Here is a 23,063-nt window from a genome sequence, read left to right as displayed (position 1 = left end):
TATAAACAATACTAGGGGGTAGTAAAGATGAACAAAATGAAATTATCTCTCGTGATGCTGCTGGCTTTCTCGCTGCTGCTTGCGGCTTGCGGCGGCAAGTCGGAGGAAGGCCAAGGCGGAAGCTCGGATGGAGCTTCCGGCGAAGTTAAGACGGTTAAGATTTTCCAATTCAAAACCGAGATCGTGGACGGCCTGAATGAACTCAAGGTTGAATTCGAGAAGGAATATCCGAACATCAAGCTTGACATTCAAACCGTGGGCGGCGGCGCTGACTACGGTGCTGCACTGAAAACGAAATTCGCATCCAACGATGCGCCTGATATCTTCTCCAATGGCGGCGACGCCGAGATGGAGATGTGGATTGATCGCCTGGAGGATCTGTCCGATCAGCCTTGGGTGAACGATCTGGTGGACATGGCAAAAGAGCCGATGACCAAAGACGGTAAAGTATACGGTATGCCGATGAACCTTGAAGGCTGGGGTTACATCTACAATAAAGATTTGTTTGATCAAGCAGGCATTACCGAGCTTCCTAAAACCTATGCCCAACTGGAAGATGCTGCGAAGAAGCTGGAAGCGGCAGGCATAACTCCTTTTGCGAACGCTTACCAGGAATGGTGGTTGATCGGTAACCAAGGCATTAACCCGGCGTTTGCTCAGCAGGATGACCCAAATGCTTTTATCCAGGGCTTGAACGACGGCACTCAAAAATTTGCAGGCAATGCGAAGTTCGAAGAGTGGGCCAAGCTGATGCAGCTGACATTGGATCACGGGAACAAAAACCCGCTGACCACCGATTACAATACGGCCATTTCCCTGCTGGCTACAGGCAAAACAGCCATGATGCAGAATGGCAACTGGGCCCAAACCGAGATTGATGCCATCAATCCGGACCTGAATCTTGGCTACCTGCCGATGCCGCTTGGCGACAATGCGGAGCTAAATGACAAGCTGAACGTAGGCGTACCTGCGAACCTGGTCATCAACAAGGATTCCGCATCGAAGGAAGAAGCGAAGATCTTCCTTAACTGGTTTGTCACATCCGATATCGGTAAAGAGTACATCGTCAAAAAATTCAAATTCATCCCGGCCTTGAAGACAATCGAAGCAACACCTGAGGATATGGGCGATCTGGGTTCAGCTGTGTGGGAGTACGTGCAGGCTGGAAAAGTACTGCCAAGACAATCCGCCAAGTTCCCTGACGGTGTAGCCCAGGAATTCTCCGGCGCGATGCAGGCCTTCTTCGCAGGCAAATCCGATGCGAACAAAATGCTCGAGGATATGCAGACATCTTGGGATAGTCTGAAAAAGTAGGGAGCAACGCTCTAATCCAAGTTAGTTAATCGTTCATAAGAGGTATGATCCCTGTCCAACATGACATGGGATGGTGCCTCTTTTCTTTAAGATTCAAAGTACGTCGATAGATACGTTTTTCTTAGCTAAAGAACGATGAAGGAGGCAATTCGATGATTAATCAACATTTCCCTAAGATATGGTATGGCGGGGACTATAATCCCGAGCAATGGGATAAGGCAACGATGGAAGAGGACCTGCGGATGTTTGAACTGGCCGGCGTTGATGTGGCTACCCTCAATGTATTCTCCTGGGCCAGAACGCAGCGCGATGAGAACAGCTATGATTTCACGTGGCTTGATGAAATTATGGATCGGCTGGCTGAGGAGCAGGTTCATGTCTGCTTGGCAACCAGCACGGGGGCGCATCCGGCTTGGATGGCCAAGAAATACCCGGACATCCTGCGAGTTGACTACGATGGACGCAAACGCAAATTCGGCGGTCGTCATAATTCATGTCCGAACAGTCCGACGTATCGCAAATATTCGGTGCTGATGGCGCGTAAGCTGGCTGAGCGCTACAAAGATCATCCGGCACTGGTCATCTGGCACGTCTCGAATGAGTACGGCGGGTATTGTTATTGCGACAACTGCGAGAAGCAGTTCCGCGTCTGGCTGAAAGAGCGTTACGGGACGCTCGATAAGTTGAATGCAGCATGGAATACCGGATTCTGGGGTCATACCTTTTACGAGTGGGACGAGATTGTGGTACCGAACGCGCTCAGTGAAGAATTCGGCGGAAACCGGACCTTCTTCCAAGGGATATCACTGGACTATCGCCGTTTCCAATCCGACAGCCTGCTGGCATGTTATCGGTTGGAGAAGGAAGAACTGAAGAAAGTTACGCCGCACATTCCGGTCACCACCAATCTGATGGGATTTTACCCGGAGCTGGATTACTTCGAGTGGGCGAAGCACATGGATGTGGTATCCTGGGACAACTATCCTGCGATTGATACGCCGGTAAGCTTTACGGCGATGGCGCATAATCTGATGCGCGGACTGAAAAGCGGACAGCCGTTCATGCTGATGGAGCAGACGCCGAGCGTTCAAAACTGGTCGCCATACAATTCCGCCAAACGGCCCGGCGTGATGAGATTGTGGAGTTATCAGGCCGTAGCCCATGGGGCAGATACAATCATGTTCTTCCAGCTCCGCCGTTCCTTGGGGGCATGCGAGAAGTTCCATGGCGCATTGATTGAGCATGTGGGACATGAGCATACCCGGGTCTTCCGGGAATGCGCGGAGCTGGGGCAAGAGCTGCAGCAGCTCGGAGATAAGCTGCTCGACTCCCGATCGGACGCCAAAGTAGCGATTATGTATGATTGGGAGAATCGTTGGGCACTGGAGCTGTCAAGCGGACCTTCCAAAGCCCTGAACTACGTGGATGAGGTTTATAAGTATTATGATGCGCTGTATCAGCTGAATATCCAGACCGATATCATCAGCTTCGAGGAAGACCTGAGCAAGTACGATGTGGTGATTGCCCCCGTGATGTATATGGTGAAGCCGGACGTTGCCCAGCGCGTGGAGCAGTTTGTATCCCGAGGCGGAACCTTTGTGACGACCTTCTTCAGCGGCATCGTCAATGAGCATGATCTGGTGACCCTGGGAGGTCATCCCGGCGAACTGCGCAAGGTGACTGGCATCTGGGCCGAGGAGATCGATGCCCTGCTTCCCGGGCAGCAAAATCAGATCCATATGAAGCAGGATTGGGGATCACTGCGTGGAAGTTATCCATGTGGAATTTTGTGCGACGTCATCCATGCGGAGACGGCAGAGATTCTGGCTGAGTACGGATCCGACTTCTATAAAGGCACTCCTGTTCTAACGAAGAATGCGTTTGGTGAAGGGCAGGCCTATTATGTGGCGAGCAGTCCGGATTCGCAGTTCCTGCAGGGATTTCTTGCTAATCTGTGCGAAGAACAGGGTGTGAAGCCGCTGCTGAATACACCTGCCGGGGTAGAGGTGGTGGAACGAGTGAAGGAGGGGAACTCCTACTTGTTCATCATGAACCACAATGCCGAAGAGATGACGTTTGATGCAGGTTCTGCCAATCAATTCGATCTCCTGGGCAGCCGGCAGATTTCAGGCTATGTCACGATTCCGGGAAGGGACGTCATGATTCTGGAACGGACGACCGCCGTAGGGTCTTAAAACCATGGAGATTTAACTCGGACCTTGGTTAGGGGGCAAAAAGCAGTGAGTATACATTTTCATGAAGATCTGGGGATATTCCATCTCCAGAGCGAGCGGTCAAGTTATGTGATTGAGCTTGTGCGTGGCGTCTATCCGGCGCATGCCTATTGGGGGCGGCGAATTCGCGATCACCGCATCGGCGGATTGCTGGAACGGAGGGGAAGAGCATCCTTTTCCCTGGACAGTTTGCCACAGGAATACCCGGGCTACGGCAGCGGCGATTTCCGGCAGCCTGCGTACCAGGTACAGCTGGCTAACGGGACTACGGTCACCGAAGCGGAATATGTCCGTCACCGGATCTACAGCGGCAAACCGAAGCTCATTTCTATCGACTTCGGAATCCGTTCGAAGGGAACGAAGCAGCCTGGACCATCGTCTCCGAGGACCGCTCGGAAGCGGTGCTGTATTACTTCCGTATCTTAAGCGAGGCGAATGAGCCGATTGTGTGGCTGCGTACGGCGGGGCTGGATCCGGAAGGGGATTATCAGTGCGTGGAGGATGGAAACATCTACGGTGGAGACCGACTGATGAATGCCGGATTGGCCATTCCCGCGATGCATGGGGATTTCCAGAGCTTTATCTGGAGGTTCAAACGAGTGTAAGTTGCCATACTCAAGCTTTACCATCAGCGCCCAGGCGCAGCGTTTTTTATATCGATCCAATATAATAGCTGAATAAAGCCAAAAGAACCGCCAGAGATGCAACAACTCTGGCGGTTCTTGCTGTTTCATGCCGGCTGTCCTCAGGTTGCCGTGATGGAATAAGTGCCCCGGTCCGTTGTGAGCACCACTTGACGGTCTTGGATGTCCGCAGCCGTTAACCCGTCCAGTCCGATGACAAAGGCATTGCTAGGCAGCGGGGCTTCATGGCCGGCGGTGATGACCACGCCGGGGCCGTGCAGCAGGAGCGCATGGCGGTCTCCATAACCGTCGATGGACTGCTCTTGATGCTGCTGGTGTTCAAATCGTTCCAGCTGTATTTCAATCTGGTCCTGATCCTTCTCTTCTTGCTTGGATATGTGCAGGGTGTGATTGCTTTTGGATTGAAGCCAATGGGTGACCTCTTCGATCGATGGATTCATCATGAACACCTTCCTTGATTTTAGGGTGGCTTCAAATAGTCTGTCCATGAAGCCATAACCTTATTTCAAATTCATGGAGTTCCTTCGTCAGAATCATATGAAAAATTAACGCTGATCAAACCCTCTTCATCTATTTACGTGTTAAGATAGTTTAATAATATAGAACAATCGCATGATACATAAGGAGGCGCCATGAGCAAGAAATGGTATTATGTTCTCGCCATCCTGTTCGTAGCCTGCAGCTGGGTCGGGAATGTCTGGTATTATGAAGCCAACCAACTGGGAAGAACCGTATTCCTTGAGCATCATGTGGAAACAAGGGAAGGGGGAGGCAGTGTATTTGACTTGTATTATGTAGAGGACAAAAGAGCAGACAAGATGCTAAGCTCCATCCGGATCGAAGGTTATCCCGAACAGATCGTAACGCTATACCCTCAATATGCTGAGTATCAGAGACAGTGCCTGGGAAAAATGATGGTGAATTTAAATAAACCTGCCCCGGGGAAAGAAGGGGCAGGAGAGCAGAGGAAGGAGCCGGTTCTCGTTCGAGAGATTACCGCCCTTTACTCTGATGGAACCTCGGAACAAGTGGATATCGGAGAGATTTACGTATGGCCTGGCGTATATGATCAGGAAGATCAAGATCCGATATCAGGGACGTCCGGCGGATCCTCTTCCGATAACTCGGGCTACGAATCTGCCGTCGTGAGTCGGCCGCTTCAGTTAACGGCGTTCTCCTCGAAATTGCTCGATATCGCAGAGGATGGAGATCTCCGAATCTTTGTCGACATTTCCAGACAAATACCGGGTACTAGTTACCGGTCTCAACCTTCGGAAGCGCACATCGAGTTAAGAGGTGAACCTATCAATGAGATTCAGCTTCCATTCCAGATTAATAAAGGGGATTCCATTAGAATCAGCCACCAATTTGATATGTCGCTTGAGAAGAGCATGCAGGTATATCAGTTGACATTAAGAACCACCTTTTTGGAGGACGGCCGTCGCTTTTGGTATGGAGATACGATGATTCCTTATCATCCAAGTCCGACGGATCGAGAAATGACGGAATTTGTTCGGGAAAGCAGGAGGAAACCATGAGAAGCGCTTGTTATCGCATCGTGTGGGGGCTGCTGCTTGTACTTGTCGACTTTAAGCTGGAAACGGTGGATCTGTTGCCGGATATGCTGGGATACCTGTTGATTGCTTCGGGATTATGGAGGCTTCAGGCGTTGAACGGATATTTTAAGGCAGGGCATCTATCCGCTTGGCTGCTGCTGATCTGGTCGGTTCTTTCATTATTCTGGTTTCCTGAGGTGAAGACAGGCGGCGTGCCTATGCAATCGGTAGAGGAGCTGCTGATTCAACTGCCTGCCATCTGCTTGCATATGGTATTGATTTTCGGAATCTGTAGAGGCATTCAAGCCAATTCCGCAGGTGCCGAATCCGGACTGGATCATAAGGCTCGCTTTCGGGGGCACTTGTTTATGGCCGCGCAGCTGCTATGGCTTATCGCCTACCCGTTCATTTTAAATCTGGATTCGGGCGATATGATCCCTGTGATTTTTATGTGCTCGCTCGTAGTGATGGTTGCCGAGATCGCGGTTATGCTTCTGGTCAGGCTTGCCGGACGGGAATGGGCAGAGGGAACGGAATAAATCCAAAGATCTCAGTCCGAAATAGCTAACGGAGTTTAAACAAAGTTTAACTGTTATCTTTGCTGGGATGATAAACAATCGTAACTCCCAGCTGGTTATATGTTTCTTCGGTGTAGTGGTGATCCGGGCAATGCTTGATCGTAGCCATGTCTTCCTGCCTGGAGATCAGCTTCTGCTCGCAGTCAGGGCAACGGTCCTGGAAGAGGAATTTCAGCTTATTCAACATGATCACCACATACCTCCTTAATTTCCGATATAAATACTTGGTTTTATTATAAATCAACAATGGGGTACATTCAATAGCAATGTTCGCGGTCACGATATTAAATTGAACGGAGATCGATCACCTTGATAGTGCAACTTGTAGTTATGATCTTTATAGGTATCATCGGTTCTTTTTTCTCAGGATTGCTGGGAATTGGCGGGGCGATTATTAACTTTCCTTTGCTGCTCTATGTTCCTTCCTGGTTTGGACTCGAGGCCTTTACCTCCAAGGAGGTGGCGTCCATCAGCATGCTGCAGGTATTTTTCGCCTCATTGTCAGGCATGATCACCAACCGGATGAGTTCGCGCGGCGGTGAGTCGTATTTTCACAAGCCATTGGTCATTCAGATGGGGGTAAGCACCCTGGTTGGCAGTCTGATCGGGAGTCTGTCCTCGATGCTGATGACAAGCGGTATGATTAACGTGATCTACGGTTTTCTGGCGGTTATCGCGGTGTTATTGATGATTGTGCCGACCCGGGCAACCATGGAAAATAGGTCGGTTAACGAGGTGACCTATCATTCAGGGATTGCGATGGGAGCCGCCTTTATCGTCGGCGGCATTGCGGGGATCGTCGGCGCTGGAGGTGCCTTTATCCTGATACCCATCATGCTGACGATTCTTAAGATACCGACACGGATAACCATCGCATCCTCGCTCGCGATCGTTTTTCTGTCTGCGGTCGGGGGTGTCATTGGCAAAATCGCCTCGGGCGACATTCCGATCTGGCCGTCCCTGTTCGCGGTTGCCGGAAGCTTGATGGGTGCTCCCATCGGCGCCATCATCAGTCGCAAGATGAACGTCCGACTGCTGCGGTATGCCTTGGCGATTCTCATTGCAGTTACGGCCGTGAAGATCTGGATCGATATTTTAGGGTAAGTAAAGAAGTAGAACCTTATTCATCATAGGGAAGAGGAGGAGATCAAGCATGAGAATCAATCAGCTAGGATCTTCGGAATTGTATGTAAGCGAAATCGGGCTGGGCTGTATGTCACTGGGTACAGATGAGGGACAAGCCGTAAAGCTTATCCACGAAGCGCTGGACCGGGGCGTGAATTTTCTGGATACGGCGGATCTGTACGACGAAGGCCGTAACGAGGAACTGGTAGGCATAGCGGTTCAAGGTCGACGCGAGGATGTGATCATCGCCACCAAAGTCGGCAACCGTCGTGTACCGGGTAAGGATGGCTGGGTATGGGATCCTTCCAAGGACTACATCAAATCCGCTGTCAAGGATAGTCTTCGCAGACTCGGTACGGATTATATCGATCTGTATCAGCTTCATGGGGGGACGCTTGATGATCCGATTGACGAGACGATTGAAGCTTTTGAAGAGCTGAAGCGGGAAGGGTGGATTCGATACTACGGCATCTCGTCCATCCGGCCGAACGTCATCCGCGAGTATGTCGCAAAATCCAATATCGTCAGCGTCATGAGCCAGTACAGCATCCTGGACCGGAGACCGGAGGAAGCGGTGCTCGATCTCCTTGCTGAGAACGGAATATCTGCCATTGCACGGGGACCCGTTGCCCGCGGCATATTGTCGGACCGCGGACAAGCCAAAGCCGAGAAGGGCTATCTGGATTACAACAAAAATGAGCTGCTTGATATACTCAAGAGGCTTGAAGAGGTTGGCCGTGGCATGGATCTGTCCCATTTGGCTATTCGATATGCTGTGGCCCATGCCGCTGTTGCCTGCACCATCCCTGGAGCTAGCTCGCTTGAACAGCTGCTGCATAACTTGGCGGCGGGAAATAAGGAAGAGTTATCGCCGCAGGACATCCAATCGATCCAGGCGATCAGTCGCGCCAACCAATATGAGGCTCATCGGTAAGGATCGATGCGATAAGCACGTGAATGATCCATCCCGTTAATCTTTTGCGGCATGAAATATTTATGTCCTGAAGGTTTACGGATGAACCGCATCTTCGCATGTTATAATAACTGAATAAGAGCCTGACATCAGGTGAATATAGATCATGCCCGCAATCCGCTTAAAGGATCACGGGCTTTTTTGTACCTTATAAAATGAATTGATGTCAAAACGTTGGAAATGCCAAACTTTTTAAGACGATGGTTCGTTCCAAGTAACGTAAACCGCGCGGCTTATGCCATAATCGTTAATGGTGAAAGGATTCTAGAATGATTACCATTGAGCATTTATCAAAAACCTATCGCAAGGGTGCATGGGCGCTCTTGGATGTTTCACTACAATTGGATACAGGCATGACCGGTCTGCTGGGCCCCAATGGCGCCGGCAAAACAACGCTGATGCGCATTCTGGCGACATTATTGTCGCCGACCTCCGGCCAGGTGAGAGTGAACGGGATATCGATTGGACGGCCGGAGGAGATTCGGCAGATGATCGGGTATTTGCCGCAGCATTTTCACATTTACCCGCAGCTGACCGGACGAGATTATCTGGATTATGTGGCGGCCATGAAAGGGATCAATGAACGGAGTGCCAGACAGAAGGAAATCTCCAGGCTGCTCGAGATGGTTAATCTCCAGGGGAAGGCTGATAAAAAAGTACGTACTTACTCCGGGGGAATGAAGCAGCGGCTGGGTATTGCCCAAGCGTTATTGGGAACACCAGATATCTTGATCGTTGACGAACCGACATCCGGGCTGGATCCTCAGGAGCGTGTCCGGTTCCGCAATGTGTTAACCCGCTTTAGCATCGACCGGACGGTTCTGCTATCCACCCATATTGTCGCCGATATCGAGAGCAACTGCCGTCGTATCGCAGTCATGAACAAGGGGAGACTGTCCATGAACGGCAGTCTGGCTGAACTGCAGGCATGCGGGAAGGGACAAGTATGGGAAGCGGTGATGAGTCCGGATGAATTTGCTTTGATTGATCCCATGTCCGTCGTATCTACCCGAACCGTTCCGGAAGGCGTCCTGTGCCGGTTTATCGGCCAAACGGCCCCGGTTGCAGGGGCGTTTCCCGCGGATCCGACGCTGGAGGATGGATATCTGAGCCTGCTGCGGAGGGATCGTCATGCATAAGTGGTGGAGGCATAGTCTCCTTGAGCTTAGGCTTTTGTTCGGTAATCCCTTGTTTGCTTCTCTTCCGATCATCTATGCGATTCTGTTCATCATTATGATGCTGCAGGCGGCAAGCGGCAATGGACCGAACCATAATCTGTACACGGCGGCCTATTCATTCCACATGCTGGGTCATACGATGACCCTGGGTCCGGCTATGCTAATTGGCATCTTGTCTATTCGACGGGATGTTCGCCGTAGGTCCTTTGAATGGAATCACAGCTTGCCTGTGTCTTTCTTTACCTTGTTGTCGTCAAAATATGTGGTCAGTTTGTTGTACTTTTCCCTGTTCACGTTGTCGACGTCGGTTATATTCTATATCCTGTCGGTTAGCCAGGGGATAGCCGGTGATATTGCGATGATGCATACCATGCAATTTGCGGTGCAGTACGAGGTTTCCTATATGGTGACACTCGCGCTCGCCATGCTCCTTGGGGCAAGCATTCCGAACCGGATTGTTTATTTGATCGGTTTCTGTGCATGGATGTTTGGAACATTTTTCATGGAAATTTATATCATCACCGAATTAAGATGGATGCCGGCTCAAGTGTTTCACCTCAACCAATTCTTCCTTCAATCCAATCGCTTTGAATATGAGAATTGGGGGTACGGTCTGTTTAGGGAAGATTTAATGCGTTCCCGGTGGTTCGTGCTTGCCTTTACTTTCCTGCTGCTAACGGTGTGTTTGTTCTTGTTAAACCGTAAGCGGCCTACGATGCTGCGGAAAGCGGGATGGCTCGCCGTGCTGGGGGCTGCCGTATTGACGGTAGCCGCAGCCGTACCCTACGGCACACTATGGGCGGATCGATATGCCCAATTTGATGCGAAGCTAGGAGACCCGACGGTTTCTTATGTCGATGACCCTGACAATATATCCTTCTTTCATGTTTCTTCTTATGATATCAAGCTGAAACGACTGTCAAACGATGAGCTTCGCGTGACGGCGAAGCTAACGATACCCGCCTCCGAATTATCAGGCATGAGGCAGCTTCCCTTAACCCTGAACCGGATGTTCGAGCTTGAGCGTGTCCAACTCCAGGGCATTGACGCTCCCTATCGCAGACAGGGAGAGCGGATATCGGTAAGGATGGTTGGCGATGCCAAGGGAGGGGACATTCAAGCCGAGCTGGAATATAGAGGCAAGGTCATGGACTTTATGGCTGGGTACTCCCGTGAGGAATTTTCGGTTTACAGTGTGGGGCCCGAAGTTAAGCTGGATGGATATATCGCTTGGTATCCGCTTCCCGGTCATCAGCATGTATATTTAAAGAGTGATAACGGAGACCGTCCTCCGGAATACGTTTATTTAGGCTGGGAATTTGGCCGGATGCGTTATTCTTTCGGCGAGATGAAGCTGGAGGTCGAAGGTTATCCGGGACCCTTGTATACGGGGATGCAGGAGCTGGAACGAAGGCCCGGCTACCAGCGGTTCGAGGGTAGGGAGATCGAGCAGAATATCTCCCTGTACGGAGGTCAGTTTTGGAAGGAAATCCACCAGATTGATCTCCCGATCACAATCGTGACAACGCCATATCTGGAGAAAACATCCGTATCGATGCTGCAGGATATGAAAAAGAAGTATGACTATTTTTCCAAGTGGGTACCCGAGTTCAAAAGCAACGTCGACAAGATTTTATATTTGGGTCACGGTTTTAATAATCCCCGGGTGCACCATCGTCTGATTCTGTCCTCGAACCAGTACACATATAACTTCATGAATCTGCCTGGCGAATGGATGAACTCCGTTCTGTTCGGCAACCAGGAGGGGTTCAATTATTATTTTGAGCATCCAGAGCGGGATGTGCGCGGCAAGATCAGCAGTCTTTTCTGGTATGTGTATTACGTGGAGGAGAAAGGGCTTAGTGATAAACAACTGAGATCCGCATACGGAAACCTTCGGTCGGTACAGCAACTGTTGTTCAAGAATGGGGACGGGGATGATCCTCAAAATAAATTAGGCATGGGTATGGCTAAGCAAGTCAGAAGGGCGCTGGAAGAAGGCAGAGGGAATCAGGTCAAAGAGCTGCTGGTTCATTTTTACCAACAAGGGCTGATGCTTCCCGATACCGAACGAAATTCGTACTTAAGCCCCGAGCGCCCGATTACGTATAAAGAGTGGCAGCAAAAATGGGATGCCATGATGAATGTCAAATAATGACGACTATGCACCTGCACACGGTCGGTTATAATTGAGAAATAGATATAGTGGGAAGATTAGAATGCACATAGAAAGGGGGGGAAAGGCATGATTTCCGATCAGCAGCTGTCCGAACGCATGGCTGCCGGCGACCAGGAAGCGTTTGAAATGTTGGTGACGAGGTACCATGGTCCGCTGCTCAGTTATACGACCCAGAGGCTGGCCGATAGGCAAAAAGCCCAGGATATCGTTCAGGAAACGTTTATCCGGCTCATTCGGCATCTGAAGCAGCACGGCACGCTGGAACATGTTCGCTCCTGGCTTTACCGCGTGGCTCTGAATATGTGCAAGGATTATTGGAAAAGCGCATCTTATAGGTCTGAAGGTCTTGCGGGTGAGGAGATGCCGGATGCATACGACCCTGCACCCGGCGCGGAGGAACTTGTGGAAAGACAGGAAACCTCACTGGAGATTGCAGCATCGCTGGAGAGCCTGCCCGATATACAACAGGAAGTCATATCTCTTCGATTCTTTCATGATCTGAAGCTGCAGGAAATCGCCGACCTGGTCGACCTCCCCCTAAGTACGGTGAAAACGCATTTATATAACGGCTTGAGAAAGCTGAAGAAAACATTATCGATGGAGCATTCCGATTTGGTTCCCGTCCGTTCGTCCCGAAGGACACGGGAGAAAAGCCCTCAGGAACAGGTTCGGAACCGCTCCAAGTCGGAAGAACCGGATTCGCAGAGCAAAGTAAAAGAAAGTGAGGTGTACCTCCATGGATCATCCATTCGATAATGAATTGAGAAGACTTGAAGACGAGCTTCGTGGCCCGCTCAGACGCGCTGCTCTTCCATCGCCGTCACCGGATGAGACGGCGCAGCTCATTGCGTCTCTTCAGGGAGAGTTCAATCAGCTCAGGATTGAGCCCGAGTCCCCCAAGCTGGATTTTAATCCGCAGGTCGACCCGCCCTCATTAAAACAGATTCTTCGGAGTCAGATCCGATTGAACCAAAGATCCATTCTGCTCACAGCAGGCGCGGTATTCTGCATGTTGGTTCTACTGATCGATCCGGAGTATCCACTGGATCAGTTTGCCGGATTGCCCGGCGGCATTTTCCCGTTGATCACCCCTCTGCTGCTGATTGTATCGATGCTGTTCAGCAGCCGAACCTGGGATAAAGGAATGCGGGCTGTGGAGACCCTAACTCCATATCCACCGGCGCTTGTGTTGTATACCCGCCTGCTGCTTGTGACCGGCATCGTCATCGGAATGGCCTTGCTGAGTACCCTCGCGCTCGGGCTGCGATCCATCCAGGCGGAAAGCTCTCGCTTTTTATTCGGACCCTTTATTCTGGAGTGGATGGGAATTCTGCTGGTGACGGGAGGGGCTGCGATGTATATGCTGTTTCGCAAAGGCATGGTTATCTCACTGATCTCGGCCGTCCTGGTCTACGGAATGTGGATCGTAATTCAGGGACAAATCGTGGATCACGGCGTTTCGATGAGTGGTAAAATGATGACGGACGTGGCCTTGCTTATTATCGGAGTGATTCTGCTCGTCTCTTCCTACGGACGCAGCTTGAAGCTGAACGGAGCTTGGAGAATGGCAAATGATTAGGCTCGAAGGACTGGAACGCCAAGCGGGTACGTACCGGCTTGAAATCGACAAAGCGGAGATTCACTCCGGCCTGAACCTTATCGTCGGGGCGAACGGGGCTGGGAAAACCACCCTGATTGAGCTGTTGACCACGCTCCAGGCACCCGATGCAGGCGAAATTCTGTACAGCGGGCGCAGGGCAGGAGATCATTTGCCGCTGATCCGCAGTCAAATCGGATATGTTCCGGCGGATATCGAGCTGTATGGGGATATGAAGGTCGGCAAGCTACTGACCTATATGGCAGAATTAAAGGGCATCTATAACCCTGAGGCCATTGACAGGCTGATGACGGACTTTCGATTGGAGCCCTTCCGCAAGAGCAAGGTCAAGAATTTGTCACAAGGGGTGCAGCGGCGCATTGCCGTCGTGCAGGCGCTGCTGGCTTCACCTTCTTTTCTATTCCTTGATGAGCCTTTAAACGGCATGGACGCTGAGGAACGCAAATTCCTTATCACGTATTTGACTAAATACGCCAGGGGCCGAATGGTGATCGTGGCCGCCCATGAGCTGAACGAGTGGGAAGAGGCGGTAGATACCGTGATATGGATACACCGGGGTCGCATCCGGTATATCGGTTCACCGACCCAGTGGAAACTGAATGTGGCCTCCAGCTCCAGCGTCTGGGAAGGCGAAATCGATCTGGAAGCCTTCGAGCGGATACCGCAGGAGCTGCTGATTCATTTTCAAATGACGGAACATCATATGAGAGTAAGGCTGATGGGGAAAAAGCAGCCGGGTCCCGAATTTGTGGAGAAGGCGCCTACGCTGGAGGATACCTTTTTCCTACATATGAACGCTTTAGCTAGACGCGGCTGAAAATAGTTTGGATCTTGGGAAATCATCGCCCTTATTATGGGCGATGATTTTTGCGTTTCGTCCGTTGGAAAGAAAGCGCCTACTTGGTCGTGTTTCCTTTCCTATGCCTCCAATTATAGATCCACGAGGCAACCATGGTGGAAGGCAAAAACATAATTTGCGTGTTGTAGTGTAGCTGTTCTTCTTGAAACGACATCTTGTTGTAATACGTTTCCTGATCGACCCCTCGCTTCCGGGGATCATTCTTTAACGCTGCAATATAGCGGTACTGCACGGGAATCATAAACAGGAATCCGGCGACTAGAACACTTCCAACAATCCACCACTCAGAATTCATAAGTACACCCTCCTAAAGATTATCGTTTATGGAAAATCATATTAATATTCAATACGTATTTAACCTCGGTAAGGATTCAACTTTTTATAATAACGATGCTCACTTTATTTATCGAAAGCCAATCATCCCTTTCGGAACAGGGTAAGGAAGGGTAGGCACGGTATGCGTATAGGTTGAACAGCCGCGTAATCGTGGCCTGCATGCAGGATTTCGAAGGGAGCGAGAGGAATGGGTAGCATAGGGATTCAAGGGATAGAGAAAGTAGCGTTGGTGACAGGCGCTGGAGCTGGAATTGGACGGGGGATTGCCAAGGTTTTGGCTGAAAAAGGATACCGGCTGGCGATGACCTACAATTCGAGCAAAGATGGGATAGTGGACATAGCAGAGGATATTCGTCATATCTATGGCAAGACGCCTCTTATTATTCAAAGCGATTTGACCGTTCGCAGTGAAGCGGAGAATACGATACGAAAGACGATAGAGGAATTTGGCCGGATCGATCTGTTGGTGAACAATGCGGGGATCGGCCTATATGACGAGCTCACGGAGATTGAGGAGGACGCGCTGGACATGACGGTTCATCTCGATTTTCGAGCACCAATGCTGCTTAGCAAATATGCCGTTCGGGAGATGATCGCCCAGGGAATTCCGGGAAATATCATCTTCATCACGTCCTCCCGGGGAGAGAGAGCCTATCCCAAGGACAGCATTTACGGCGGCATGAAGGCAGCGCTTATACGTGCTGCACAATCGCTAGCGCTCGAGTGGGCTCCGCATGGCATCCGCGTAAACTGCGTGGCACCGGGAGCGACTGTTCACAAGCCGGACCAATCGGCAGAGGATGAGCCGCTCGGTAGAAAAATCCCGCTGGGAAGGCTCGGCACGCCGTCGGACATCGGGGTAGCGATTGCTTGGCTCTGCTCGGATGCGGCATCCTACATTACCGGCATCAACCTCCGTATAGACGGCGGTTTAATCTTGCCGGGCATGCCGGAGGATACATCCCCGGAAGCCGGATATGGATGGGGTAGGGTGTATGCAGCGGATGAGGATTAAGATGGATTCCGGCTGCATGCAAAATAATTTATAATATTCCGATGAAATTAGTTGGTTATAACTCTTTTCAAATGAGGGAAAGTATGAGAGAATGGGAGAAATTATGAAACCATAATACTTTCCATATGAAGAAAAGGGAGGAAACACCCATGTCAGAAGAACGCCAATTTTCCATTGAAACCTTAGCGGTTCACGCCGGTCAGGAGCTTGATCCGACCACATTATCCCGCGCTGTCCCTCTGTATCAGACGACTTCCTACGGGTTTAAAGACAGCGAGCACGCGGCGAATCTGTTTGCGCTTAAAGAATTCGGCAACATTTACACGCGTATCATGAACCCGACCACGGACGTGTTTGAGAAGCGGATTGCAGCGCTCGAAGGCGGTGCCGGTGCACTGGCGACATCTTCCGGACAGGCAGCCATCACCTTTTCCATTCTCAACATTGCGGGCGCAGGTGATGAAATTGTTTCTTCCTCGAGCTTGTATGGCGGTACTTATAATTTATTTTCCAATACGCTTGCGAAGCTGGGCATCAAGGTGCATTTCGTGGATTCCACGGACCCGGAAAATTTCCGGAAAGCGATCAATGACAAGACAAAGGCCGTGTTTGCCGAAACGATCGGCAATCCGCAGGGCAATGTGCTGGATGTGGAAGCTGTTGCGGCCATCGCGCATGAGAACGGCATTCCGCTTATCGTAGATAATACCTTTCCAAGCCCATATTTGCTGCGTCCGATAGAATATGGGGCAGATATCGTCGTTCATTCTGCAACCAAGTTCATCGGCGGTCACGGGACCTCCATCGGCGGGGTTATTGTTGATAGCGGTACATTCGATTGGACGGCAAACAATAAGTTCCCTGGATTGACGGAGCCGGATCCAAGCTATCATGGCGTTGTGTATACGGAGGCAGTAGGCCCAATTGCTTATATTATCAAAGCGCGCGTACAGCTGCTGCGGGATATTGGCGCATCGCTGTCTCCGTTTAATTCCTGGCTGCTGCTGCAAGGGCTGGAAACGCTGCATCTTCGCGTTGAGCGTCATAGCGAGAATGCGCTGAAGGTTGCCAAGTATTTGGAGAGTCACGAGGCGGTGGAATGGGTAAGCTATGCAGGGCTGCCGAGTCACCCTTCGTATGAGCTGGCGAAGAAGTACCTGCCGAAGGGGCAAGGCGCTATCCTGACCTTCGGAATCAAAGGCGGGGCAGCGGCAGGCCAGAAGGTGATCGAGAATGTGAAGCTGTTCTCCCACTTGGCTAACGTTGGGGACTCCAAGTCCCTTATCATTCATCCGGCCAGCACGACGCATCAGCAGATGACGGAAGACGAGCAGCTTACGGCGGGCGTAAATCCGGAATTGCTGCGTCTGTCGATCGGGACCGAGTCTATCGACGATATTTTGCATGATCTGGAACAAGCTATTGCGGCAAGTCAGAAGTAAGGGCTGTTATATATAGTTTTAATGACTGAGATATAGGGCACTTTCCTTTTTGGAGGAAGGTGCCTTTTGTTGTTTTACTCTGAGCGACTTGCCAGATGGGGATAATTTCTCCTTACAGCTTGTAATAATCTGTTTCAGCCTAAAGCAAGGCTCTGTTCCTACTCTATTTGTTAGAGTACGTGGGAAGAAGGATGGATGGACGTTTTCAGAATATCTTCATTAAGTAGGACTATTTTCATAGTTCAGAAACAGGGCGAATCCTGTAGGATCCTGTAGCTGATCGGCTGTTTTCGAGTTGAATAACTTGGCGACAAAAAAGTATAAATGAAAAATCTTAATAGATATTGACAATAAAATACATCTATGGGAGTATGAATTACATAAATTAGTTATTATATTATTTTTAGGCAAACTAATATAATGCTTCATTATTTTACAATAAATTAACAAACAAGAAAGAAGTGAGTATTGATTTGGGTAGCAAGGAACTGGAATTGAGTATCCCGCCTATTGTCGGCTATCAGTATCTGGCATATCCCCTATGTACGGTACTTACACGAAATGAAGCGCTGCCTTGGTTTTACAGCAATTTCATTCACCTCTATTGTCATCAGGATTTTGACGGAGAGGCCGCTTCACGCTCAGTGCCTATGACCTTTTACGGTGAAGATTTTATCCGCTGTCCCTGGCTGATCACACAAAAGCTGGAGCGCGAATGCGTGCTCGATTCACCGCCTGGAATCATCGAATTTCTGATAAACAGTATCCGTTCAAACTATACGATCTCTCTTCATGTGGATGAGTTCTATATCCCTCGGAGACGAGTCTATCAACAAACTCACTATGCTCACGATATTCTGGTTTACGGTTACGATGAGGCGAGAAGGACGTTTCTTGTTCTCGGCTACGATGAAGAAATGCAGTTCCAGAAGACCGTGGTGCCGTACCATGAAATGGAGCAAGGGTTCCAAAACCTCGAATGGACGGACAACTATAAAGAACAAATCTACCTTTACAAGTTCAATAAATCGGGAAGCTACCGGCTAGATGCAGCGTTTATCAAAGAATCACTGGAAGAATATTTGGCGGGCAGCAATATTTCCTTGCGCAACCGGGGGACGGCGAATCCACTGGAGGCGGCATTCGGTGTCGATGTTTATGCTGCGCTCATTCGCAATATGCCCGTACTTGTGCGTAAGCGTGATATCCGGCCCATCCACATTCTGTGGGAACACAAGAAAATGATGGGGCTGCGGCTCCAATATCTATGTGATCAGGAACTTCTTTCGCGGGATTTTGCTGGATGTTTTCGGCCAATAGAAGAGCAGGCATATGCTTTGCGTCATTTGTTGATGAAATACGCTTTAACCGGGGACGATCACCTTTTGAAACAAGGACTGGACGAAATGACTCACATCATGGAAAGCGAAAAACGAATACTGGGAATGGTTGTCAAAGCACTGGAACCCCAGGTTGTTTCCTAGTATCCGTAACTTATCCGATTGGAGGCTATTTCTATGGAGGCAGGCAAGCTCTATCCATTGACACATCCGCAAAAACGCATTTGGTATGTGGAAAATATATATCCCGGTACGAGCATACATAACATCGGAGGACTCATCAAAATTTATGGCCCCGTCGATTTTTCCTTGCTAGAGGAAGCCATTAATCATTTCATTCGGCTCCATGATGCCGTCCGTATGCGGTTAGTCGAACAGGACGGTTCGGTGCAGCAGACGGTGACGGAATACCGAAGGAGAACGTTCCCGTTTATCGATTTTATGGCCCAAGAATCGGATGTGGATGCCTGGGTGAGTGCTGAGTTTTCCAAACCACTCCCACTGGATGGAGAACAATTGTATGATTTTGTACTTGTTAGAATCAGCGACACAGAAAGCGCGTATCTCACGAAATTCCACCATATCATTTCGGACGGCTGGTCTTTTCAATTGATGACGACGCATATCAATCAGATTTATACGCAATTGATGCAGGGGGAGGAAGTTCCTCAGGAATCCCGTCCTACCTACCTGGATTACATTGAACAAGAGCAAAAGTATTTATCATCCCCTCGTTTTATGAAAAATCAAAGCTATTGGAATCATAAATTTGATCACGTCCATGACATTGATTTGCACACTACATCAATCGGCACCGCAGGTAACCGCAAAAAGTTCTTAATAAGCCAGTCTGCTTCCGATGCCATCCGCGACTTTGCACAAACCCATCATATTTCGTTGAATACCTTTTTTGTAGCAACGATGCTCCTTTATCTCCACAAAGCGAATCAACAAAACCGTCTCCTGATCGGCACTCCTGTATTGAATCGTACGGGGGCCAAAGAAAAAAATACATTTGGTATGTTTACCAGCACGATGCCCTTTCTCATTGACATCAAGCATGAGATGTCCTTCTCATCGTTCATACATAACGTCAACCAAGAACTCATCCAATGCTATTTCCATCAGAAATATCCTTACAACATGCTCGTACAGGATCTTCAGCTTCAGCAGCGGGGATTGGACCAATTATTTCAAGTGTGCGTGAACTATTATAATACGGCATTCGACCGGAATTTCGGTCCTGGTTGGAAAATGCAGCAAATTGAAGTGAATAACGGCAACCAGCTGTATTCCTTGCAGCTCATCGTAACCGAATGGTCATCGAATGAAGAACTGGAGCTGTACTTCGATTATAAAGAAGGCGACTACACGGAGAAGCAAATCGATGAACTACATAGCCGTCTTCTATATTTAACCGATCAAGTCCTCAGCCGTCCCGATGCCGCACTTCATGATTTGCAGCTGCTTCTGCCGGAAGAGCGTTCGAAGCTTCTATATACGTACAACACAACAGATTGCGAATATCCCTCGCATCAAACGATCTTGCAGCTGTTCGAAGAACAAGTCGAGCGGAATTCTGAACGCATTGCTGTTTCATGCATGGGACAATCGCTTACTTACGGCGAACTGAATGAACGCGCCAATCGGCTGGCACGAACACTGCTGGAGAGAGGGATAAGCCCTCAAACCCCGGCAGCTATCATGGGCCGCCACTCTCTGTCCATCGTTGTCGGGATCTGGGCGGTAATCAAGGCTGGAATGGCATATCTGCCGATTGATCCCGAATATCCCAAAGAACGGATCGAGTATATTCTGAGGGATAGCGGAGCTTCCCTGCTGCTGACTCATGGCAAGGAGTGGGAGCAGCTTTCTTACAACGGTGAGGTTATTGCACTCGATGATGAACGTCTGTACAACAAAGACGGAAGTAACTTGCCTGCCATGATTACGCCAGACGATTTGGTCTATATCATCTATACCTCAGGATCAACAGGCAATCCCAAAGGTGCGATGATCGAGCACCGGGGACTGGTGAACTACATCTGGTGGGCCAGCAAGACGTATATCCGCTCGCAAAATGATGTATTTGCGCTGTACTCTTCCATTGCTTTCGATCTGACCGTAACCTCTATCTTTACACCGTTAATTAGCGGCAGCCGTATCGAAATCTACGAAGATGACGGGAGCGACTTTATAGTTAAACGTATTGTGGAAGATAACAAGGCCACAGTTATCAAGCTGACACCGGCTCATCTGGCGCTCATCAGAGACATGGATTTCAGCCAATATACGGTTCGGACATTCATTGTGGGCGGTGAAGATTTGAAATGCTCGCTGGCTCGTGACATCCATGAACACAGTCGGGGCGGGATTGAAATCCTTAACGAGTACGGACCGACCGAGACCGTAGTCGGCTGCATGATTTACCGGTATGATCGGGCGAGCGACGAAGGGGTATCCGTTCCGATCGGACAGCCCATTGACAATGTGCAGATTTATTTGCTGGATCGGCAGCTGGAGCCAGTCCCAGACGGATCGATTGGCGAAATATATATATCCGGGGCCGGGGTGGCCCGGGGCTACTTGCACAGGGAGGAGCTGACTCAAGACCGGTTTCTGCCCAACCCTTTTCTTACGGGCAATAGGATGTATCGGACGGGCGACTTGGCCGTACGCCACGATAGTGGCAGCATCGTATATTTAGGCCGGATCGATCATCAGGTCAAAATTAAAGGGTACCGCATTGAAATGGGGGAAATCGAGCATCAGCTGCTTGAAATAAACGGCATTGAAGAAGCCGTGGTCATTGACCGCACCGCAGAAGACGGACAGCAGCAGCTTACCGCTTATTACGTCGCAACGGGACATCTTACGGCTCTGGAGCTGAGGATGAAGTTGGCAGAAATACTTCCCTCGTACATGATACCGGCTTACTTTGTCCGTCTTGACCAACTGCCGCTTACTCCCAACGGTAAAGTGGACCGGCGTCTTCTGCCGGCTCCGGAACAGTACCAAGAAACAAGCGAGGCTGGAACGACAAGTGGAGTCGAAGCACTGTTAATGAATATATTCAAGGATGTGCTCCGCACGGATGAAATAAAGGTTCAGGATAATTTTTACCGGCTCGGCGGTGACTCCATCAAGGCAATACAAATTGTATCTAAAATTAAGGCGGCCGGTTATCAGTTAAAGGTGCAGCAAATCATGAGCTACCCCGTTATCAGAGAACTGGCCGAATTTATTGAACGAAACACCGCTGCTCCGATCGAGCAGGGGCCAAGTTGCGGGGAGGTTAAGCCACTGCCGATTACATCATGGTTTTTCTCAAGACAATGGAACAATCCCCATTACTATGCTCAGTCTGTATTGCTCCGCTTAACACCGGAAATAACGACAGATCAGCTTCAGGATGCGTTATTTGCATTAATCGGCCACCATGACACTTTGAGGCTGCAAGCTGATGAAACTCCAGGCCGCCTGGTGTACAGGACCGTTGGACGCGAGGACGTGGAGCTAGCCTACTTCGATCTGACCAGAATACCGGAAGAAGAGCGGGCGGCAGTCCTGAAGAAACAAGCTGAATCTTTCAAAGCAAGTGTACGGCTTGGAGAAGGCCTTCTATTCAAGGCTCTTGTATTTGATGAAGGAAATCAGGGACAACGTCTCTTGCTGACGGCGCATCATTTGATTGTAGATGGAGTATCCTGGCGAATTATGCTGGAAGACTTGGACCAGCTGCTGAAAGCAGCTTTGACCGGGTCGGTTTGTTCTCTACCGAATAAAACGCATTCCATTCAAACTTGGTCGGATGCTATAGATGCTTACGGCTGCGAGAAGGCGCTGGAACATCTCGACTACTGGCATTCGGTCTTAGAGGTAACAGAAAATAGCCTTGAAACTGATTATCCTTCGGATGACGACCGGATTGCCGTGTGCGACACGCTGGTCCAGGACCTTTCCGAGCAGGAGACGAGCAGGCTGCTAGGGGAGGCGAATACTGCATTCCGAACTCAAACGAGCGATCTGCTGATCGCATCGCTGGCTATGGCTGTGAGCGATATGACCGGCAAGAATAAATTCTCGATCGAATTGGAGGGGCATGGACGCGAAGAGTTGTTTGAGAATGTGGATGTATCCAGAACCGTTGGGTGGTTCACCTCGCTGTATCCCGTTAATCTCGAGATGACTGAAACTAGAACAGCGGAAATCATCAAGAGCATAAAAGGACGGCTTCGATCCATTCCAAACAAAGGAATCGACTATGGTATTTTGGCCTATGGTTCCGGCGAGATTCCGAAGATGGGCGGCAACTTGCTCCGTTTCAACTATATGGGCGAAATCGATAATCTATTGCATAGCCCTGTGCTCGCCATTTCCGGGGACGATACCGGAAGAGAGACATGCCCAAGCAACAGGTTGTCTTGTCTGGTCGATGTGGTAGCCATGATTACGGACAAGAGGCTTCAGATCCGCATGACATACAGCACGGCTATGTTCAGACGGGATACAATGAACGCCTTCATTCAAGTTTTTATGCAGCGGTTGGCTGAAGTCATTCAGTTGGGCTCAGACAGGGGACAGACTGATTTTACGCCCTCTGATTTTGAGACGGTCAAGCTTGCACAAGAAGAACTGGACATACTCTTCAATTAATAAAGGGGCGAACAAT

At 49.8% G+C, this 23,063-nt stretch carries 20 protein-coding genes; 17 read left to right on the top strand and 3 right to left on the bottom strand.

Annotated features, from left to right (window positions below):
• Positions 1–27: 27 nt before the first annotated feature.
• The 4 genes from CRG97_RS28765 (at position 28) to CRG97_RS28750 (ending at position 4,153) form a co-directional block, all read left to right on the top strand.
• Positions 28–1,314, top strand: a complete 1,287-nt coding sequence (locus CRG97_RS28765) for an ABC transporter substrate-binding protein (RefSeq protein WP_098748999.1) — start codon at positions 28–30, stop codon at positions 1,312–1,314.
• Between the two features lie 152 nt (positions 1,315–1,466).
• Entirely contained in the window at positions 1,467–3,509 is a 2,043-nt protein-coding gene (locus CRG97_RS28760) for a beta-galactosidase (protein ID WP_098748998.1), read from the top strand.
• Between the two features lie 45 nt (positions 3,510–3,554).
• Positions 3,555–3,974: a glycoside hydrolase family 36 N-terminal domain-containing protein gene (locus tag CRG97_RS28755; RefSeq protein WP_237566609.1), complete on the top strand. Its 420-nt coding sequence runs from the start codon at positions 3,555–3,557 to the stop codon at positions 3,972–3,974.
• Positions 3,950–4,153 carry a GH36 C-terminal domain-containing protein gene (locus CRG97_RS28750; RefSeq protein WP_237566608.1) on the top strand — a complete coding sequence of 68 codons (204 nt, stop codon included), beginning with the start codon at positions 3,950–3,952 and terminating at the stop codon, positions 4,151–4,153. Before CRG97_RS28755 ends, CRG97_RS28750 begins: the two co-directional genes overlap by 25 nt.
• 140 nt (positions 4,154–4,293) lie before the next feature.
• Here CRG97_RS28750 and ymzB read toward each other — a convergent pair whose 3' ends face one another.
• A complete protein-coding gene (gene ymzB, locus CRG97_RS28745; RefSeq protein WP_098748997.1) occupies positions 4,294–4,635 on the bottom strand; it encodes a protein YmzB in 342 nt (113 codons plus the stop codon).
• 189 nt (positions 4,636–4,824) lie between these two features.
• Between ymzB and CRG97_RS28740 the strand changes: the two genes are divergently transcribed.
• Together CRG97_RS28740 and CRG97_RS28735 are read left to right on the top strand one after the other, a co-directional pair.
• The gene (locus CRG97_RS28740) at positions 4,825–5,730 is read left to right on the top strand and encodes a hypothetical protein (protein ID WP_098748996.1); all 906 of its coding nucleotides are present in this window, start codon (positions 4,825–4,827) and stop codon (positions 5,728–5,730) included.
• Entirely contained in the window at positions 5,727–6,287 is a 561-nt protein-coding gene (locus tag CRG97_RS28735) for a hypothetical protein (protein WP_098748995.1), read from the top strand. Before CRG97_RS28740 ends, CRG97_RS28735 begins: the two co-directional genes overlap by 4 nt.
• A 46-nt stretch (positions 6,288–6,333) precedes the next feature.
• On the opposite strand, the gene CRG97_RS28730 is transcribed toward CRG97_RS28735, so the two are convergent.
• The gene (locus tag CRG97_RS28730) at positions 6,334–6,513 is read right to left on the bottom strand and encodes a hypothetical protein (RefSeq protein ID WP_076325467.1); all 180 of its coding nucleotides are present in this window, start codon (positions 6,511–6,513) and stop codon (positions 6,334–6,336) included.
• 122 nt (positions 6,514–6,635) lie between these two features.
• Here CRG97_RS28730 and CRG97_RS28725 point away from each other — a divergent pair, with 122 nt between their 5' ends.
• From CRG97_RS28725 to CRG97_RS28695, 7 genes are all read left to right on the top strand, one after another.
• Positions 6,636–7,430 carry a sulfite exporter TauE/SafE family protein gene (locus CRG97_RS28725; RefSeq protein WP_083659800.1) on the top strand — a complete coding sequence of 265 codons (795 nt, stop codon included), beginning with the start codon at positions 6,636–6,638 and terminating at the stop codon, positions 7,428–7,430.
• 49 nt (positions 7,431–7,479) lie between these two features.
• Positions 7,480–8,385 (top strand): aldo/keto reductase, encoded by a 906-nt coding sequence (locus tag CRG97_RS28720; RefSeq protein ID WP_098748994.1) that lies wholly within the window; start codon positions 7,480–7,482, stop codon positions 8,383–8,385.
• 308 nt (positions 8,386–8,693) lie between these two features.
• Positions 8,694–9,563, top strand: coding sequence for an ABC transporter ATP-binding protein (locus CRG97_RS28715; RefSeq protein ID WP_098748993.1), 870 nt, complete (start codon positions 8,694–8,696; stop codon positions 9,561–9,563).
• Entirely contained in the window at positions 9,556–11,757 is a 2,202-nt protein-coding gene (locus CRG97_RS28710; RefSeq protein ID WP_098748992.1) for an ABC transporter permease, read from the top strand. The genes CRG97_RS28715 and CRG97_RS28710 overlap by 8 nt, the downstream gene beginning before the upstream one ends.
• Positions 11,758–11,847: 90 nt before the next feature.
• Positions 11,848–12,537 carry an RNA polymerase sigma factor gene (locus CRG97_RS28705; protein ID WP_098748991.1) on the top strand — a complete coding sequence of 230 codons (690 nt, stop codon included), beginning with the start codon at positions 11,848–11,850 and terminating at the stop codon, positions 12,535–12,537.
• Positions 12,518–13,360: a hypothetical protein gene (locus CRG97_RS28700; protein ID WP_098748990.1), complete on the top strand. Its 843-nt coding sequence runs from the start codon at positions 12,518–12,520 to the stop codon at positions 13,358–13,360. Before CRG97_RS28705 ends, CRG97_RS28700 begins: the two co-directional genes overlap by 20 nt.
• A complete protein-coding gene (locus CRG97_RS28695; RefSeq protein ID WP_076325376.1) occupies positions 13,353–14,216 on the top strand; it encodes an ATP-binding cassette domain-containing protein in 864 nt (287 codons plus the stop codon). The genes CRG97_RS28700 and CRG97_RS28695 overlap by 8 nt, the downstream gene beginning before the upstream one ends.
• Before the next feature lie 79 nt (positions 14,217–14,295).
• Here the strand turns inward: CRG97_RS28695 and CRG97_RS28690 are convergent, their stop codons facing one another.
• Positions 14,296–14,553, bottom strand: a complete 258-nt coding sequence (locus CRG97_RS28690) for a DUF3949 domain-containing protein (protein ID WP_076325377.1) — start codon at positions 14,551–14,553, stop codon at positions 14,296–14,298.
• Between the two features lie 228 nt (positions 14,554–14,781).
• Here CRG97_RS28690 and CRG97_RS28685 point away from each other — a divergent pair, with 228 nt between their 5' ends.
• The 4 genes from CRG97_RS28685 to CRG97_RS28670 all read left to right on the top strand — a co-directional run bounded on the left by CRG97_RS28685 (position 14,782) and on the right by CRG97_RS28670 (position 23,047).
• A complete protein-coding gene (locus CRG97_RS28685) occupies positions 14,782–15,609 on the top strand; it encodes an SDR family NAD(P)-dependent oxidoreductase (protein ID WP_098748989.1) in 828 nt (275 codons plus the stop codon).
• 149 nt (positions 15,610–15,758) lie between these two features.
• Entirely contained in the window at positions 15,759–17,051 is a 1,293-nt protein-coding gene (locus tag CRG97_RS28680) for a homocysteine synthase (protein ID WP_098748988.1), read from the top strand.
• Positions 17,052–17,524: 473 nt separating this feature from the next.
• Positions 17,525–18,535 carry a cysteine peptidase family C39 domain-containing protein gene (locus CRG97_RS28675; RefSeq protein ID WP_098748987.1) on the top strand — a complete coding sequence of 337 codons (1,011 nt, stop codon included), beginning with the start codon at positions 17,525–17,527 and terminating at the stop codon, positions 18,533–18,535.
• Positions 18,536–18,568: 33 nt separating this feature from the next.
• A complete protein-coding gene (locus CRG97_RS28670; RefSeq protein ID WP_237566607.1) occupies positions 18,569–23,047 on the top strand; it encodes an amino acid adenylation domain-containing protein in 4,479 nt (1,492 codons plus the stop codon).
• Positions 23,048–23,063: the final 16 nt, after the last annotated feature.

Origin of the sequence: Paenibacillus sp. EZ-K15, from assembly GCF_002573715.1 — a bacterium.
Taxonomy (GTDB): Bacteria; Bacillota; Bacilli; order Paenibacillales; family Paenibacillaceae; genus Paenibacillus_AQ.
The sequence above is the reverse complement of the archived record's forward strand: the minus strand, read 5'-3'. Positions and strand labels throughout refer to the sequence as shown.